This window comes from Peribacillus sp. YIM B13477 (genome assembly GCF_042787955.1).
Lineage (GTDB): Bacteria > Bacillota > Bacilli > Bacillales > DSM-1321 > Peribacillus > Peribacillus frigoritolerans.
On sequence record NZ_JBHZPD010000001.1, the window covers coordinates 694,437 to 711,403 of the forward strand.

The window sequence follows — 16,967 nt, forward strand, 5'->3', positions numbered from 1 at the left end:
GGGGGATAATATGAATAATAGAACCAAATTAAAGGCTTTATTTGGCATGATCGTTATTTGCTTGTTTTTGTCTGCTTCCTTAGGAGCGGCTGCAAGCGGAAAAGCAGTTTCGACTCCGCAAAAAAGGGAGGGCCATTGTATTCAAGTGTTGGATAAAGGAAAATGGGCTCCTGACACCTATAAGTCTGTTCAAAACCTAATTGATAAGCATGGTGCTGGAAGTACAGGATACGATCCAAAACGAAAACCTTATGTTGTTTTTGATTGGGATCATACGAGCATCATGAATGATACGGAGGAGGCCCTCTTTCTTTATCAAATTGATCACTTGGCATATAACATGCAACCGGAAGAGTTTTATGAAGTGATCAAAAAGAATGTGCCGAATGGACCCTTTTCACACGAGTTTAAAAACCTTCAAGGAGATGCAGTCACTCTCAAGCAAATCGCCGAGGATCTGAAGCGCGATTACGAATTTCTTTATTCCAACTATAATGGGATGAATGGAAAAGAGCGGTTAGAAACGCTACATTCAACTGATCAATTTAAAGATTTTAAAGCGAAAATGTACTTTCTGTATGAAGCCATTGGGGAAACATACGGTGTTGAAATCGGATATCCATGGGTGCTTTATTTATTTGCCAACATGTCGACCGAAGAAGTTCAGCAGCTTGCAGAGGCTTCAAATGATTATAATTTAGGGGCGCAAATGGCATCGGTGACGCTTATAAGTCCTGCGTCCATGTTAGGAAAAGCCGGTACTGTTGAAGTTACCTATACAACAGGACTGCGTCTGGCCTCGGAAATCGCAAACTTAATGCATACTTTTATGGAGAATGGGATTGACGTTTATGTTATTTCGGCTTCGATGGAAGAGGTGGTGGAGGTATTTTCGTCAAATCCAAAATACGGCTACAACCTTCCAAAGGAAAATGTCTTTGGGATGAGATTAAAAAAGAAGGAAGGAATTATTCAAGCAGAATATGAAGACAATTGGCCTATCACTGCTCGAGAAGGTAAGGTGGAAGTGATCGAACAGGCCATCTCCAAAAAGCGGGGCGGATACGGTCCGATATTCGTAGCTGGAGACAGCAGTACAGATTATGAAATGCTGACAATTAACAGTTTGAAACTAGGTTTAATTATCAACCGCCTCAAAACAGGTGATATCGGCAAGCTTGCGAAAGCAGCTGCAGAACGTATGGGCAAAAACAACACGAAATATGTTCTCCAAGGAAGAAATGAGAATACAGGCTTATGGATATCGACTGAATACACGATCAAGCTTGGGTCAAATGAAGAAAAATTGTTGGCGAATCCATAAAAAGATTCGTCCCAGTAGATTCAGTCAAACTCGGAGAATAAAATAAAGATTGATGATGACATCTTAGCTCGCTTTTATACATTCAAGTTTCCGAAACATATCCAAAATCAGTGTAAATCATGCACCCTATTCCTATTAAGCCATATTAAATGAAGATAAATCTTCTACTCTCATTTCGTAAACATAAAGTATTTTTGGTTTTACATCTTGAAGAATTTAATCAAATTCGGTAGCAAACAAGCGTATTTATATAAAAGTAATTGAACAAGAAAAGGGCGCTTTCCTGTATGAAGGATCGCGCTCATTTTTACATTTAAGGGCCATTTAATGGAATAAAACTTACAAACAAAACTGGATATTTATATTAATAGTGGTGTGAGAATGTGTTTAGTTTATTGAGGGAGGTTAGTGTAATAGCTGCTTATTTATAATGGAAATCAGAAGTGGAATACTAAAAGAAATTTGATTTTTGAGATGAACTCTTTATGTTGAAGAAAACCACATTTTTATTAATCCCTTCAAGAGTATGTGCTACTTTAAAGCTTTTTAGAAAGGCTGATTTTTATCCAAGAAAGCTTGGACTTGACTTTTCCCTTTTGAAATATCCAGACCAACGACTGTATTCATTCTAAATATCCTCCTAATCTAGTGGATTGCCGGTTACCCTATTTCTCCTTGTAGTGTCACAGCTTCGCTAGTTATATGAGATCTACGTCCCAACCAGCCTAGTCATTCCCACGATGGCGGTGTCTAAACGGTTTATTCGTTTAAGTTCTTTGATCGAACTTAGAAATTTGTAAACCCCTCATCGTTATTTTCAAAGGTTAGAGGATGACCGACCAAAATTCCTCGATAGTTAACAGCTCGAGCAACGTGAAATTGTTGTGCAATATCAATTCCTACAACAAGATGATGATTCGTGATTCTTTCAATTAGTTGATTTTGTTTGTTTTGCATTTTAAAATTCATAGAGCTTTCTCCTTAAGATGAGTTTTTGTTTGTGTGTACTCTCATCATACTGAGGGGCTTTGTTTTTTTCAAAGCCGATATTTAACGCTCTACAGGAATGCTAACGGTTGATTTAGAACTAAAATGATCACTAGTAATCAAACTACTATTAAAAATTGTATACTAAATCTCTAGAAAATAACCCTTTTTGATCAATCTCTATTCATAATGGATTGTATTTATATATAAGGGCTTTTAGGGGCCATAATTAACTGTGTTCAATCCAACTAAGATAATTGTAGTTTCTTTTCCAAATATTTGATTAATGTATATCCAATTTTGTTAGCTTTTCTCAAAAATTTAGGTTACTACATCTAAACAGTGAAAAGTATTGAACCACACATTTAATATTGTACAATTTGTATATACTCCGATTCACCCAAATTCGAAGTTTTTACCTATTAACCTTCTAATATTTAGGCGGACTTTTTCATCTCCCTGAAATCCTCTTCACCGAAGATAAGCAATCATTTCATGCTTTCTACTATCAGTTCAGTAAAAACGAAGTCATATCTAGCCGATTGTGATAATTAAGGTATAATGATAGGGGAAAGATATTTTGTAACGGATTAGGTGAAGATGATCATGAAGCTAATCATTGCGGAGAAACCAGATCAAGGTTCAACGCTAGCGGCTCAATTTAAAACGAAAAAACAGCAAGGCTATATAGAAATCATGCCGAATGAACTTTTCCCCGATGGAGCTTATGTAACTTGGGCCGTCGGACATTTATGTCAACTTGTTTCGCCGGAAACCTATCATTCAAAATGGAAAAAATGGTCGATGGAAACGTTGCCGATGATTCCTGAGAAATTTCAATATGAAGTGACACGGCAAAAGGCAAAGCAATTCAATGTTGTGAAGACTTTGCTTAGGAAAACGGAAGTCGATGAAATCATTCATGCAGGTGATGCCGGGCGTGAAGGAGAATTGATTGTACGCAACATCGTTAACTTATGCAATGTCAATAAACCGATGAAACGTTTATGGATATCCTCTTTGACCCCGAAAGCGATTTATGAGGGATTTCAAAATCTGAAGAGCGAAGAAAAAACCAGGCCGCTTTATTATGAAGCGTATACGAGAGCTTGTGCGGACTGGGTTGTGGGAATGAATGCCTCGCGAGCGTATAGTATTTTATTGAAACAAAGGGGTGTTTCGGATGTGTTTTCAGCTGGAAGGGTTCAGACACCGACTCTTGCTTTGATAGTAAAGCGGGAAATGGAAATTGAGCAATTCAAGTCTGAACCGTTCTGGGAAGTGTTCGCAGATTTCAAGATGGACGGTAAGAAATATCAGGGTAAATGGCAGCTGAATAATGATCCGAGAATCAAGACAAAAGAAATGGCTGATAAAATTGCCGCTTTTTGTAAGGGTAAGGAAGCTGAAATAGCGGAAATGGATACTGAAAGGAAAGAATTTCAGCCGCCTTTGTTATTTAATCTATCGTCATTGCAAGCGACAGTGAACAAGATTTATAAATATTCACCGAAACAGACGCTTGATATAGTACAAAGTTTATATCAAAAAGGGATCGTTTCTTATCCACGTTCAGATTCCAATTACGTGACGGAAGGGGAAGCCGAAACATTTCCCGATATCTTGCAAAAACTAAGCGGATTTTCAGAATATGAATCCCTGTTTCCTTTGCCACAACCGAACATCATGAATAATAAAAGGTTTGTAAATGAAAAAAAAGTGACTGATCACTATGCAATTATCCCGACGGAGCAGGTAACCGACCCGAAGCGGCTTTCCGCCGAAGAACGGAATATTTATGACTTGGTGGTACGCCGGTTGATTGCGGCCCATTATGAGAAAGCGATTTTCGATTACACCACCATTAAAACGCTCGTTGATAAGCGTGCGGAATTCATTTCTAAAGGCAAGCAGCAGATTCAAGAGGGATGGCGCAAAGTGATTTTCCAAGATGACAAGGATGATGATATCATTTTACCGTCCGTTTCCAAAGGGGATACTGGAAATGTCGCCAATATAAAGGTGAAAGAAGGAAAAACCCAGCCCCCTAAGCGCTATACAGAAGGTCAGCTGATCACTTTGATGAAAACAGCCGGAAAGCATCTGGATAATGAAGAGTTAGAAAAAGTACTGATGAAAACCGAGGGCCTCGGAACCGAAGCAACTCGGGCTGGCATCATTACCATGCTCAAGGACCGTAAATACATCAATGTCAAAAAAAATCAGGTGTTTGCGACAGATAAAGGGAAAGTGCTGATTACGGCCATCGGGGAGAAAATCCTGGCTTCACCCGAGATGACAGCCAAATGGGAACAGCGTTTAAGGGAAATTGGTGAAGGAAAGGCTTCAGCTGGCGGCTTTATGGAGGCTGTTAAAAAGATGTCGGCAAAAATCATCAGTGATGCCATGGAATCATCGGAAAACTGGGATTTTCAAGGGCTGGATACCGAGTCGATTCAACGGAGCGGCTCTAAAAAAAGAAGCTCGGCATCTGTGGGCAGCTGTAAACTATGCGGTTCTAAGATTGTCGATAAAGGGGAATTCTATGGATGTGTAAGTTATCAAAAAACAAAGTGTAACTTCACCATCTCCAAAAAAATCCTTAATAAGAAAATCAGTCAAGCAAATATAAAAAAGCTGTTGGCGAGCGGTGAAACGGATCTGATAAGCGGTTTTAAAAAAGGGGAAAAGACCTTTGATGCCATTCTATCGTGGTCCGATGCTGAAAAGAAGATCAGTTTTACATTCCCAACAGAACAAAACATCAAGCAAACTTGAGATGAAACATCATTAAAGGCGCCCTGAGACTTATATCTTCTTGTTTCGGGGCCGTTAATATAGTAAAATTTTTAGATATGCGTTTGAATGGGAGGATTCCGAATGCCTACACCGAGCATGGAGGATTACATAGAACAAATTTATTTACTTATTGAAGAAAAAGGATATGCAAGAGTTTCCGATATTGCCGAAAATCTTTCCGTCCACCCATCTTCTGTTACAAAAATGGTACAAAAACTGGATCAGGAAAAATATTTGATATATGAAAAGTACCGGGGTCTCGTTTTAACCGCAAATGGGAAAAAAGTTGGTAAAAGGCTCGTATATCGTCATGAACTTTTAGAACAGATGCTAAGGTTGATTGGGGTCAAGGAAGAAAATATTTATCAAGATGTAGAGGGGATTGAACACCACCTTAGTTGGAATGCCATCGATAGGATTGGAGACCTGGTTGAATTCTTTGAAGAATCTTCTGACCGTGTCGAGGATTTACGTAAGATACAAAAAAGAAATGAAGAAAATTCAAAATAAGCTGCCGCTGGCAGTTTTTTTTATGTATTAATATCATCTCTCTTCTTGAATCGGGCATGGTTATTTTACAAATAAGGTGTAAAGGGGAGTGACGTTTTAAAAGAGGATTTTTTGATTATGAACAGAATAGCTATAAAGAGGCCCCGGTATTTTGATTCGGGAAAACGAAGTGATTTTGTGTTTTTCAGCAACTTATTGATTAGGGGTTAAATGGGAGGGTGAATTTCTTATGAATATACATACATGGCATAAAGAGTCGGAAAAGGAATGGGATGTTTTTGCACCTATGTGGGTGAAGAATTCGCAAGAAATGTGGGAAACGGGGAGTCGGAAAAACATCATTCCCTTCTTTTCTGAATATGTACCTTCGGGAGTGAAGGTGGCTGACATAGGCTGTGGAGATGGAGTTGGCTCCTTGAAATTGGCCGAAGCGGGATTTAGAGTAACTGGAGTTGATTTATCCAATGTGATGATTGAATTTGCAAAGGGGAAAACCGCTCAACAACCAGGACTTTCTTTCCTGCAAGGGGATTTTTATAACCTTCCCTTCGAAGATGAAGAAATGGATGCGGCAATGGTCATTAATTCTTTGGAATATACGGGTGAACCCTTAACGGTGTTGAAGGAAATCCAACGGGTAATAAAGCCTGGAGGTTATGTCTGTTTTGGAATACTTGGTCCAACAGCTGAGCCGCGAAAAAAATTCAGCTTCCACCGGTTATTGGGAGATGAAGTCATCATGAATACCATGCAGCCGTGGGAATTTGAAAAAATGGCTTTAGAAACGGGATGGAAGGCAGTGGCTGATACCGGCGTAGCAAAGAGAGGGGTGGACTATACAAAGCTCGGACATTTTTCAAAGGAATTAAAGCAAGCTGTATCGTTCATGTGGCTTTTCCTCTTTCAAAAAGAGGTGGGGCAGTGATGGAGAAGTATCAAATCGATCAATTCGTTGAAAAGACGAAACAGCAGGATAAGGGTCAAGGTTTATTTGAACTTGAAACGGAACGAATCCTGGAGATTAATTTGGAAAAGCAGATTTGGGCAAAAATGGGAACGATGGTTTCTTATCGCGGCCAAATTAAATTCGAGCGGGAAGGTATTTTGGAGCATGGTTTTGGTAAACTCTTTAAAAAAGCCTTAACCGGTGAGGGTGCATCCCTGATGAAAGCGACCGGAAGCGGCAAGCTATACGTCGCGGATCAAGGGAAGAAGATTTCCATTTTACAGTTAAATGGTGAATCGATCTGTGTTAACGGAAATGATTTACTCGCATTTGAGCCGGGGATTTCATGGGATATAAAAATGATGCGGCGCATTGCCGGGTTATTGGCGGGCGGATTGTTCAACGTAAGGCTCGAGGGGAGAGGCATGGTCGCATTCACTTCCCATTATGAGCCTCTTACTTTAATGGTGGAACCTGGGAATCCAGTTTATACCGACCCGAATGCCACAGTAGCATGGTCAGGGGAATTGCAGCCTGAATTCGTAACGGATGTTTCATTGAAGTCGTTTTTTGGAAGGGGAAGCGGCGAATCCGTTCAAATGAAATTCGAAGGACAAGGATTTGTGGTCGTCCAACCTTTTGAAGAGGTATATTTCGGTAATAAGGAATCATGAAACAAACAACCTGAGTCAGCTACTCAGGTTGTTTCCCATGATGATCGGATGTGTCTGCCATAAAAAAGCGATTCATTTCAAAGTGAAAGCTTCTTTTTTCTTACCCTTTCAATCCCACTCATAAGGGGTTGATTGGTAGACATAATAATTCAGCCAATTCGAGAACATCAGGCTGCAATGGCTCTTCCAGCGGTGAAGAGGTATCCTGGTCGGATCGTTATCAGGAAAGTAATTTTCAGGGAGTTGCGTATTGATCCCGCGTTCCCTATCGCGCTTGTATTCTTCACCAAGGGTATCGGCATCATACTCGAAATGGCCGGTAACCATAATTCTTTTTCCATCAACTGAAGCAGCCATCAATACACCAGCTTGATCGGACTGTGCGAGAACCTTCAATTCAGGATGGTTAACTAATTTTTGATAGTCAATATCCGTATAGCGTGAATGAGGGGCCATAAAATAATCATCGAATCCGCGGACTAGATTTTCATTCGGTTCAAGGACCTCATGAGTGTATACCCCGAAGCATTTCTCTGGAAGTTCGTACTTGCCTATTCCATAATGATGGTACAGGGCAGCTTGTGCCCCCCAACAGATATGTAGGGTGGATGTGACATTTTCACTTGACCAGTTCATGATGCTCTGCAGTTCTTCCCAATAATTAACGTCTGAAAACTCCAGCTTTTCCACTGGAGCGCCTGTAATGATCAAGCCGTCATATTTCTTTGTGCGAATATCATTGAATGATTTGTAAAACTGATCTAAATGAAATTTACTTGTGTTCTTTGATTCATGTGTGCTTAAGCGCAGGAATGATATATTTACTTGAATGGGAGTATTGCCAAGAAAGCGCAGTAACTGGGCCTCCGTTTTTTCTTTTTCTGGCATTAGGTTTAAAATTAATATATTCAATGGACGGATTTCCTGATTGGTAGCTCTTTGCTCATCCATTACGAAGATATTTTCCTGTTCTAAAATTTCCCTTGCTGGCAGTTGTTCCGGAATTCTAATTGGCATGATTAGCCTCCTTCTTCAAAAATCATAATATTTTAATTATATAGAAAATTATTGAATAGAAAAGCTATTTTAATAATTTCTTGTAAATCCCGAAGGAAATGGCCTGGGAATGGTAAAATGGGAAGATCGGAATACATTAACTATGAAGTTGGAGAGGTGTTTGGAGATTGTTTGATCCTACAGCATTTGAAAACATGAAAGTGGTATTGGAGGGAGCGGTTTACGATCGTGACTTCATTGGGGATATATTGGTCATAAACCGTGATGATATAGTGAATCTCTCAACCATGTCCAGATCATATAAGATCGAGATGGAATTGAAAAAAACAAACGCGCCCATTTCGATTAGCGGTGCCATTGAGCTACACGCTTCCCTACATAACCTAAGTTCGGAGTTACTCGATGCAGCTATTGATGATACGCATTCAGGCTGCACGGTCAATATATTCATTTCTTTTCCTAAAAAGCTTGATGAAGTGAATGCTGAACAATTGATGAGTGACCTGGAAAAAATCTGGGGAGATCAGAGAATCATATCAGTGACGACCAGCGAAACGGTCAGTAAAAAAGTGCAACCCATTACTTCTTCTATATATAAAATTTCATTTGGAAGGCTTGTAAGAGAAGAGCAAATGGATGATTTGGAAGACATGGTAGAGTATTTGATTCAATCCATTCAAGCAGTGAAGATTCCTGGATGATAGGAAAAGGATTAAAGTTGGTAAACCTACCTTTAAATACGGTAAAATGAATCATCATACTAAAGGGAGAGATCATTCATGTCCATTTACGAATTTGAAGTCAATAAAATCAATGGCGAAACAATCTCGCTTGAGGAATATAAAGGGAAAGTGATGATTATAGTGAATACCGCAAGCAAATGCGGTTTTTCGCCACAGTATGATGATTTGCAAAGTCTGTATGTGCAATATAAAGAGGATGGGGTAGTCGTGCTTGGTTTTCCATGTAATCAGTTTTTGAATCAGGAGCCTGGTGATGATCTGGAAATCGATTCATACTGCAAATTGAATCATGGTGTAACCTTCCCGATGTTCGCAAAAGTGAATGTCAAAGGAAAGGAAGCCCATCCCTTATTCAGATATCTGACTGAAAATGCTCCTGGAGTGATGGGGTCCAAATCGATAAAATGGAATTTTACAAAGTTCTTGATTGATCGTAATGGAAATATCGTCAGCCGGTTTGCACCTAAAACAAAACCTCTGGAAATGGAAGAAGATATAAAAAAATTAATATGAAGTATGAAATCGAGTCCAACGGAAAGTTTCTGTTGGGCTCTTTTCTTGAGGGAAGATATTTATTGCATGCATCCGTTTTTAAAAGGGGACAGATGGTTGGGATATTGAATATAATAGAAGACACAAATGAGGGGGGAAACCATGGAACGAATTGCATGGGTAACAGATAGTACGGGAACTTTAGATGAAGAATTATCATTGAATGAACATGTATACATCGTTCCGATGGTCGTCATCATCGATGGGAAGGAATATGAAGATGGCGTCGACCTATTACCTGAGGAATTATATCGGCGGATGAGTGAGGAAAAAATCACGGCCACCACGTCACAGCCCTCGGTCGGCCGATTCCAGGAATTATATAAGGAGCTTGAAAAACGCTATGATCGAATCATAGCCGTACATCTTTCCAGTGAATTGAGCGGGACGGTTTCTGCGAGCAGGCAAGCTGCACAAATGGTTACGATCCCTGTTGACGTTTTTGATACTTTACTTATTTCCTTTCCAATGCTATTAATCTTGAAACGGCTCATGCATTGTATTGAGAATGGCGATTCCATCAATGAAGCATTCGTCAAAACGAGAATGTATGCGGATAACCATGAGACCTATGTAATGATAGGCTCTTTAGATCAGCTGCATCGGAGCGGCAGGTTAACAAACGCACAGTATATTCTAGGAAGCCTGCTGAGCTTTAAACCCATCATTTCAATTGAAAATGGTGTGCTCCATACTAAATCTAAACCTCGGAACCTTAAAAAAGCGGAAAAACAGATCTTCACTGATTTTCGCAGATCAGTCGAAGCGGGAACAGTAAAGGAATGCACCATATTATATGGTGGAGTGTCGGAGCAGGCACAAAAATGGAAAAAGATGATTTCCGAAGAATTCCCTCATGTGTTGATCCATGTATCCCCACTGGGGAGCGCCATCGGGGTGCATACCGGTGAACAGACGATTGGGCTCAGTTGGTTCAATGAAGATTAAAGCACACCATTATTGAGAACCATGGTAAAATAGAAAGGACATGGAGTGGTGAAATGAAACAAACGATGATTGAGTTAACGGAGAAGTATGTATATGACCGATTGAATTCTGATGCCAGCGGCCATGATAGGTTCCATATCGATCGTGTTCGTAAGCTGGCTTTACATATTGCAAAAGAAGAACGAGTAGGAAATGAGTTCATCATTGAAATGGCGGCTCTGCTTCATGATATCCCTGATGATAAACTAAACCAGGAGGCCGATGGGGGCTGGAAAAAGCTTGATGCTTGGTTTGATCAAATAAAGTTGGATATTGATAGTGTTGATGCCATCAAACAGATCATCAATACAATTTCATTTAGTGCAGGGCAGATGAGGCTACCTTCGATAGAGGCTGAAATTGTTCAGGATGCGGACCGCTTGGATGCAATTGGTGCCATAGGCATAGCCAGGACATTTGCATTTGGCGGAAAGAAGGGACAGCTTATGTATGATCCTTCATTGCCCATTAGGGAAAACATGACCAAGAAGGAATACAGGAATGGCAAAAGCTCTTCCATTCATCACTTTCATGAAAAATTATTGCGCTTGCAAGACATGCTTAATACTTGTACAGCCAAGAAGATTGCTAGTGAAAGGCATGAGTATATGGTAGGATTTTTAGAGGAATTTAATAAGGAATGGGATGTACGATTATGAAAGTTTTTAGCATGGAACATGTAATGAAAACCCAAGGGGAAAAGCTGCTTTTTAAAGATGTCTCTTTTTCCATTACCGAAGGGGAAAAAATCGGGATCGTTGGGATAAACGGCACCGGTAAATCGACATTATTGAATATCATCGCAGGGCTGGAAGACAGTGATTTAGGAACGAAGGATCATCCGAATGATTATACGATTTCCTATCTGTCCCAAGATCCGCATTTTGATGAGAAATTGACGATCATGGAATATATGTATGAAAGTTCAACTCCTGTATTTTCGTTGATTAAAGAGTATGAAAAGACGCTCATTCAACTTCAAGTAGACCCGCAGAATAGCGCAATACAGGACCGTTTGTTAAAACAGCAGCAGGATATGGACACGCTAGGCGCCTGGGATACAAGTGCCAATGCCAGAACGATACTGACCAAGCTTGGACTTCCTGATCATTCAAGGAGACTGGGGGAACTGTCAGGCGGCCAAAAAAAACGTGCGGCCCTTGCAAAAACCTTGATTGAGACCCCTGATTTATTGATTTTGGATGAGCCTACGAACCATCTAGATTTTGAAAGCATCACTTGGCTTGAAGAATATTTAGGTAAATATCAAAAATCCGTTTTATTTGTAACCCATGATCGATATTTCCTTGATCGTGTGTCCAATAAGATTTGGGAAATTGCCCAGACCCAGCTTTTCGAATACAAAGGAAACTATGCGGATTATTTAGAATCAAAGGCCATTCGTGAAGAGAATGAATCGGCTGAAAGAACGAAAAAGGAAAGTCTATTCAAAAAAGAACTGGCCTGGATCCGTAAGGGTGCAAAGGCCCGGACAACGAAACAAAAGGCCAGGATCCAACGCTTCGAAACATTGGAATCAGGTGTAAAGGATAAGCAGAAAACCGAGAACCTGGAAATGGAATTAAGCGGTGCCCGTCTTGGGAAAAAAGTACTTGAGATGCAGGATGTATCTAAATCCTTCGGTGATCGAACCATCATCAACCATTTTTCCTTCCTCTTCAAACCAGGTGATCGAATTGGGATCGTCGGTAATAATGGCAGCGGAAAGTCAACCTTGTTGAATATCCTGGCAGGAAGGGAATCCATAGATGAAGGAAACCTGGAAAAAGGGCAAACCGTGAAAATAGGGTACTATACGCAAGAAAGTGTCGATATGGATGAGAATTTGCGCATGATAGAGTATATTCGGGAAACGGCGGATTCAATCGCCCTTAAAGATGGTAGTTTCATATCGGCTGCGCAGATGCTTGAAAGGTTCTTATTTCCAATGGGATCGCATGGGACACCAATTCGTAAGCTGTCCGGTGGGGAGAAAAGGCGATTATATCTCCTTAACATATTGATGTCGGCACCCAATGTCCTGCTTTTGGATGAACCGACGAATGATCTGGACACGCAAACCTTGACCGTTCTTGAGGATTATTTAGAAACGTTTTCAGGGGTAGTCATTACTGTCTCACATGATAGGTATTTCTTGGATAAAACGTGCCACCAGCTTCTTGTTTTCAAGAATAAAGGTGACATTGACTTTTATTACGGCTCATATTCAGAGTTCTTGGAAGACAAGACGGAAGAGGCTGTGCCAGTAAAAGCACCAGAGCCACAGATGAACCGGACCGAAAAGAAAAAGAAAAAACTGACCTATGCGGAAAGTAAGGAATGGGAAGAGATAGAAGGGAACATGGAGCGGGCCGAGCTGCGCTTGAAAGACATAACATCAGAAATGTCAGCAGCGGGAAGCGATTTTGAAAAAGTCCGCCTGCTTCTTGAAGAAGAAAAGGAACTAACGGATAAATTAGACCATTTGATGGAAAGATGGGCGTATTTAGCGGAAAAATTGGAAGAAGAATGAGCGTGGTGACTGGTCCAAGGAAGTAAACTTGGATCAGTCTTTTTTTTTGCCAATCTCAATTGCATGAGAATCTGTTGCCGATGTGATAATATCTAGTACATGAAAACGTCTTGTCAAAGGAGAGAAATGCATTGAAAATTAAGTCGATAGAACCTACACCAAGTCCGAATACAATGAAAATCAATTTAACAGAAGAGCTATTAGCTGGTAAAAGCAATAATTATAAGAAAGATCAAGCTGACCAAGCACCCAAGCTGATAAGGGATTTATTTACGATCGAGGGAGTGAAAGGGGTATATCATGTTGCGGACTTCTTAGCCGTTGAGCGAAACGCGAAATATGATTGGAAAGATATCTTGGTCCAAATCCGTCAGGTCTTTGGTGAAAAAACCGAGGAACAAAATCAACAAAGGGCATTAAATGAACATTACGGTGAAGTAACTGTTGCCATTCAACAATTCAAGGGCATTCCGATGCAAATTAAAGCAAGTGATAGTCAACACGAAAAACGTTTTGCCTTACCGGATTATTTCATAAAGGGCATTGCTGCTGCCCAAAAAGAAGATGATAATGTAGTCCTGCTTCGAAAATGGAAGGATTATGGCGTAAGATATGGTGATATGGAAGATATCGTGAAGGAAGTATCGGATGAACTGATTGCAGCTTATCCGGAAGATCGAATTAATCGGCTAGTTGCAGCTGCAAAAGAAATGGTCGATACGAAGGAAGCAATTTTGAAACGTCCAAAAATTAAACTGACCGCAGAAATGCTGAATGATGAAAGCTGGGAAAAGCGTTATCAGGCTTTAGAACAAATGGAAGATCCTACGGTTGATGATATTCCAGTATTGGATATGGCACTCTCCGACAGTAAAGTCTCCATTCGAAGGCTCGCGGTAGTATACTTGGGTATGATTGAAGATAGAAAAGTGCTTCCGAGCTTGTATAAAGCCTTGAAAGATAAAAGCGCGGCCGTAAGACGTACTGCTGGTGATTGTTTATCAGATCTTGGCTTTGAAGAAGCGATGGGAGAAATGTCTCAATCACTTTCGGATAAAAATAAATTGGTTAGATGGCGTGCCGCGATGTTTTTATACGAAGTGGGAAATGAAACGACCCTCCCTTATCTTAAACAAGCGGAACAGGATCCTGAATTCGAAGTGGCCCTGCAGGTCAAGATGGCTATAGACCGAATAGAAAATGGCGAAGAAGCAAAAGGTTCGGTTTGGAAGCAAATGACGGAATCAAGACAAGCGAATGACAAGTGATTTGAATTGACCCGGAAAAGGGCATGCGGCTGATATAATCCGCATGCCTTTTTATTTTTTTAGGATCATTTCCAATCGTTTGAAAGGGGTTCCCCTGAGGTCGAATCTATAAATTGGAACTCTATTATTTTAGTAAAATGATTTTTGTAGATATTTAGTGAAGAATGGTTGCATTTGTCTATAAATATGTTAGAATTTTTAGAGTATACTAAAAATTATATTATTCTGAATCATTAAACATTTAGCGGAAATTGGGGGTACAACAAATGTCTACATCAAATATGAGAAGTGACATGATTACAAAAGGGGTCGATCGAGCTCCACATAGAAGTCTGTTGCGGGCAGCAGGGGTTAAAGAAGAAGATTTCGGTAAACCGTTCATCGCGGTTTGTAATTCATACATCGATATCGTTCCAGGTCATGTCCACCTTCAGGAATTCGGAAAAATAGTGAAGGAAGCGATTCGCGAAGCGGGCGGTGTTCCTTTCGAATTTAATACGATCGGGGTAGACGATGGAATTGCAATGGGTCATATTGGTATGCGCTATTCCTTGCCAAGCCGTGAAATCATCGCAGATTCCGTGGAAACTGTTGTATCGGCACATTGGTTTGACGGTATGGTGTGCATTCCAAACTGTGACAAGATAACGCCGGGAATGATGATGGGAGCACTTCGTGTCAATATTCCTACAATATTCGTAAGCGGCGGACCCATGAAAGCAGGTAAAGATAAAAATGGTAAATCTCTTTCATTAACATCCGTTTTTGAAGGGGTGGGTGCTTATCAAGCAGGTAATATCAATGAAGAGGATTTGCAGGAGATCGAGCAAGTTGCATGCCCTACTTGCGGTTCTTGTTCAGGAATGTTCACAGCAAACTCCATGAACTGCCTGGCTGAAGGATTGGGACTTGCGCTACCGGGAAATGGAACGATTTTGGCAGTAGCCGAAGAACGTAAGGAATTCGTTAAGAAATCAGCTAAACAGTTGATGGAGATAATCAAACAGGATATCAAGCCTCGTGACATCGTGACGATTGATGCAATTGATAACGCTTTTGCCTTGGATATGGCGATGGGCGGTTCGACGAACACCGTGCTTCATACGCTTGCATTGGCACATGAAGCAGGTTTTGAATATCCGATGGAACGCATAAATGAAATAGCTAACCGCGTACCGCATCTAGCGAAAATTGCACCGGCATCCGATTACCATATTGAAGATGTACATAATGCCGGTGGTGTAAGTGCCGTCATTAATGAGTTACTCAAAAAACCAGGTGCGTTTAATGGAGATTGCCTTTCTGTCTCAGGTAAGACGCTCCGCGAAAATGTTGCCGGTTGTGAAATATTGGACAAGGATGTAATCCATCCATTGGATAATCCCCATTCTGAGCGTGGCGGGCTTGCGGTATTGTTCGGTAACCTTGCTCCTCAAGGCTCCATCGTAAAAGTGGGCGCCGTTGACGCATCAGTTGGTGGCTATCACAGGGGTCCGGCCATTTGTTTCGATTCCCAGGAAGATGCACTTTCCGGAATCATTACCGGAAAGGTTAAAGAAGGGGATGTAGTGGTCATTCGTTACGAAGGGCCTAAAGGTGGACCGGGAATGCCGGAAATGTTGGCACCCACTTCCCAAATCGTCGGGAGGGGACTTGGAGCGAAAGTCGGTTTGATCACTGATGGCCGCTTTTCAGGAGCATCGCGAGGCATCAGCATTGGACATATATCCCCCGAAGCAGCTGAGGGAGGCCCGATCGCCTTTGTTGAAGATGGAGATATCATCGAATTGGATTTGAATAATCGTAAAATCCAATTGGAAATTTCCGATGAAGAATTCGAAAAACGCAAAGCCAATTGGAAAGGCTTCGAGTCAAAAGTCAGGACAGGCTATTTAGCGCGTTATTCCAAACTTGTGACGAATGCCAGCTCAGGCGGAGTGATGAAAGTTTAAGTTTAAAGGGAAGACTAAAACATGGTGGCAGAATGAAACTGGATTCTGTCACCATGTTTCTTTGTGAAGAACAATGAAATTTTACAAAGCTTTAAGCGTCATTTTTGCATATGCACTGAAGAATATAGTATCATTATACTAATTGAAGAATTGTAACCAAGGAGGTTTTTTTATGTCGATGGCATATGATGAATATATGAAACAAATGGTGAAACCAATGCGTGCGGAACTGGTGCAGGCAGGTTTTGATGAGTTGGAATCCGCTGAAGCGGTTGAAAACTTTATGGAATCGGTGGAAGGTACGACACTTGTGGTCGTGAATTCAGTTTGCGGCTGTGCTGCCGGGTTAGCCCGTCCAGCTGCTACTCAAGCCGTACTCCAAGCGGACAATAAGCCAGATCATTTGGTAACTGTATTCGCAGGCCAAGATAAGGAAGCGACAGCTAAAATGCGCGAATACTTCGATGGAATAGAACCTTCTTCACCATCCATGGCTCTTTTAAAGGGCAAAGAGGTCGTACATTTCATTCCGCGCCATGATATAGAAGGACAGCCAATGGAAGCCATCATGGAAAATTTATTGGCAGCGTTCAGTAAGTAAATAAGTGATTAAGCGGAATGTCCTGGAAACAGGGCATTCTTTTCAAATTTTAAGAGAGTATGAAGGGGTAGGAT

At 40.8% G+C, this 16,967-nt stretch carries 14 protein-coding genes and 1 pseudogene; 13 read left to right on the top strand and 2 right to left on the bottom strand.

What is annotated here, in order from left to right; all coding sequences use genetic code 11:
- Positions 1–10: 10 nt before the first annotated feature.
- Complete coding sequence (locus ACFX4H_RS03445) at positions 11–1,324, top strand: HAD family hydrolase (protein WP_377433935.1); 1,314 nt, start codon at positions 11–13, stop codon at positions 1,322–1,324.
- 730 nt (positions 1,325–2,054) lie between these two features.
- On the opposite strand, the pseudogene ACFX4H_RS03450 reads toward ACFX4H_RS03445, so the two are convergent.
- Positions 2,055–2,293 (bottom strand): annotated as a pseudogene (locus ACFX4H_RS03450) (IS110 family RNA-guided transposase); the annotation flags it as partial.
- Between the two features lie 624 nt (positions 2,294–2,917).
- On the opposite strand from ACFX4H_RS03450, the gene ACFX4H_RS03455 reads away from it, so the two are divergent.
- The 4 genes from ACFX4H_RS03455 to ACFX4H_RS03470 all read left to right on the top strand — a co-directional run bounded on the left by ACFX4H_RS03455 (position 2,918) and on the right by ACFX4H_RS03470 (position 7,240).
- Positions 2,918–5,089: a DNA topoisomerase III gene (locus ACFX4H_RS03455; protein ID WP_283865946.1), complete on the top strand. Its 2,172-nt coding sequence runs from the start codon at positions 2,918–2,920 to the stop codon at positions 5,087–5,089.
- Positions 5,090–5,191: 102 nt separating this feature from the next.
- On the top strand, positions 5,192–5,620 hold the full coding sequence (gene mntR, locus ACFX4H_RS03460) for a transcriptional regulator MntR (RefSeq protein ID WP_034307593.1): 429 nt from the start codon (positions 5,192–5,194) through the stop codon (positions 5,618–5,620).
- 229 nt (positions 5,621–5,849) lie between these two features.
- Complete coding sequence (locus ACFX4H_RS03465) at positions 5,850–6,545, top strand: class I SAM-dependent methyltransferase (protein WP_241634211.1); 696 nt, start codon at positions 5,850–5,852, stop codon at positions 6,543–6,545.
- The gene (locus ACFX4H_RS03470; protein WP_241634210.1) at positions 6,545–7,240 is read left to right on the top strand and encodes an AIM24 family protein; all 696 of its coding nucleotides are present in this window, start codon (positions 6,545–6,547) and stop codon (positions 7,238–7,240) included. The genes ACFX4H_RS03465 and ACFX4H_RS03470 overlap by 1 nt, the downstream gene beginning before the upstream one ends.
- A 108-nt stretch (positions 7,241–7,348) precedes the next feature.
- Here the strand turns inward: ACFX4H_RS03470 and metA are convergent, their stop codons facing one another.
- Positions 7,349–8,257, bottom strand: a complete 909-nt coding sequence (gene metA, locus ACFX4H_RS03475; RefSeq protein WP_057277307.1) for a homoserine O-acetyltransferase MetA — start codon at positions 8,255–8,257, stop codon at positions 7,349–7,351.
- Between the two features lie 167 nt (positions 8,258–8,424).
- Between metA and ACFX4H_RS03480 the strand changes: the two genes are divergently transcribed.
- The 8 genes from ACFX4H_RS03480 to ACFX4H_RS03515 all read left to right on the top strand — a co-directional run bounded on the left by ACFX4H_RS03480 (position 8,425) and on the right by ACFX4H_RS03515 (position 16,893).
- Positions 8,425–8,958 (top strand): hypothetical protein, encoded by a 534-nt coding sequence (locus ACFX4H_RS03480; RefSeq protein WP_377433940.1) that lies wholly within the window; start codon positions 8,425–8,427, stop codon positions 8,956–8,958.
- 78 nt (positions 8,959–9,036) lie between these two features.
- Complete coding sequence (locus ACFX4H_RS03485; protein ID WP_249598180.1) at positions 9,037–9,513, top strand: glutathione peroxidase; 477 nt, start codon at positions 9,037–9,039, stop codon at positions 9,511–9,513.
- A gap of 141 nt (positions 9,514–9,654) precedes the next feature.
- Positions 9,655–10,500 (top strand): DegV family protein, encoded by an 846-nt coding sequence (locus ACFX4H_RS03490; protein WP_249598179.1) that lies wholly within the window; start codon positions 9,655–9,657, stop codon positions 10,498–10,500.
- Between the two features lie 53 nt (positions 10,501–10,553).
- Complete coding sequence (locus tag ACFX4H_RS03495) at positions 10,554–11,198, top strand: HD domain-containing protein (RefSeq protein WP_377433943.1); 645 nt, start codon at positions 10,554–10,556, stop codon at positions 11,196–11,198.
- Positions 11,195–13,072: an ABC-F family ATP-binding cassette domain-containing protein gene (locus ACFX4H_RS03500; protein ID WP_054400375.1), complete on the top strand. Its 1,878-nt coding sequence runs from the start codon at positions 11,195–11,197 to the stop codon at positions 13,070–13,072. Before ACFX4H_RS03495 ends, ACFX4H_RS03500 begins: the two co-directional genes overlap by 4 nt.
- A gap of 131 nt (positions 13,073–13,203) precedes the next feature.
- On the top strand, positions 13,204–14,340 hold the full coding sequence (locus ACFX4H_RS03505) for a conserved virulence factor C family protein (protein WP_034307581.1): 1,137 nt from the start codon (positions 13,204–13,206) through the stop codon (positions 14,338–14,340).
- 281 nt (positions 14,341–14,621) lie between these two features.
- A complete protein-coding gene (gene ilvD, locus ACFX4H_RS03510) occupies positions 14,622–16,292 on the top strand; it encodes a dihydroxy-acid dehydratase (RefSeq protein WP_034311212.1) in 1,671 nt (556 codons plus the stop codon).
- A 172-nt stretch (positions 16,293–16,464) separates the two neighbouring features.
- Positions 16,465–16,893: a BrxA/BrxB family bacilliredoxin gene (locus tag ACFX4H_RS03515; protein ID WP_057277313.1), complete on the top strand. Its 429-nt coding sequence runs from the start codon at positions 16,465–16,467 to the stop codon at positions 16,891–16,893.
- Positions 16,894–16,967: the final 74 nt, after the last annotated feature.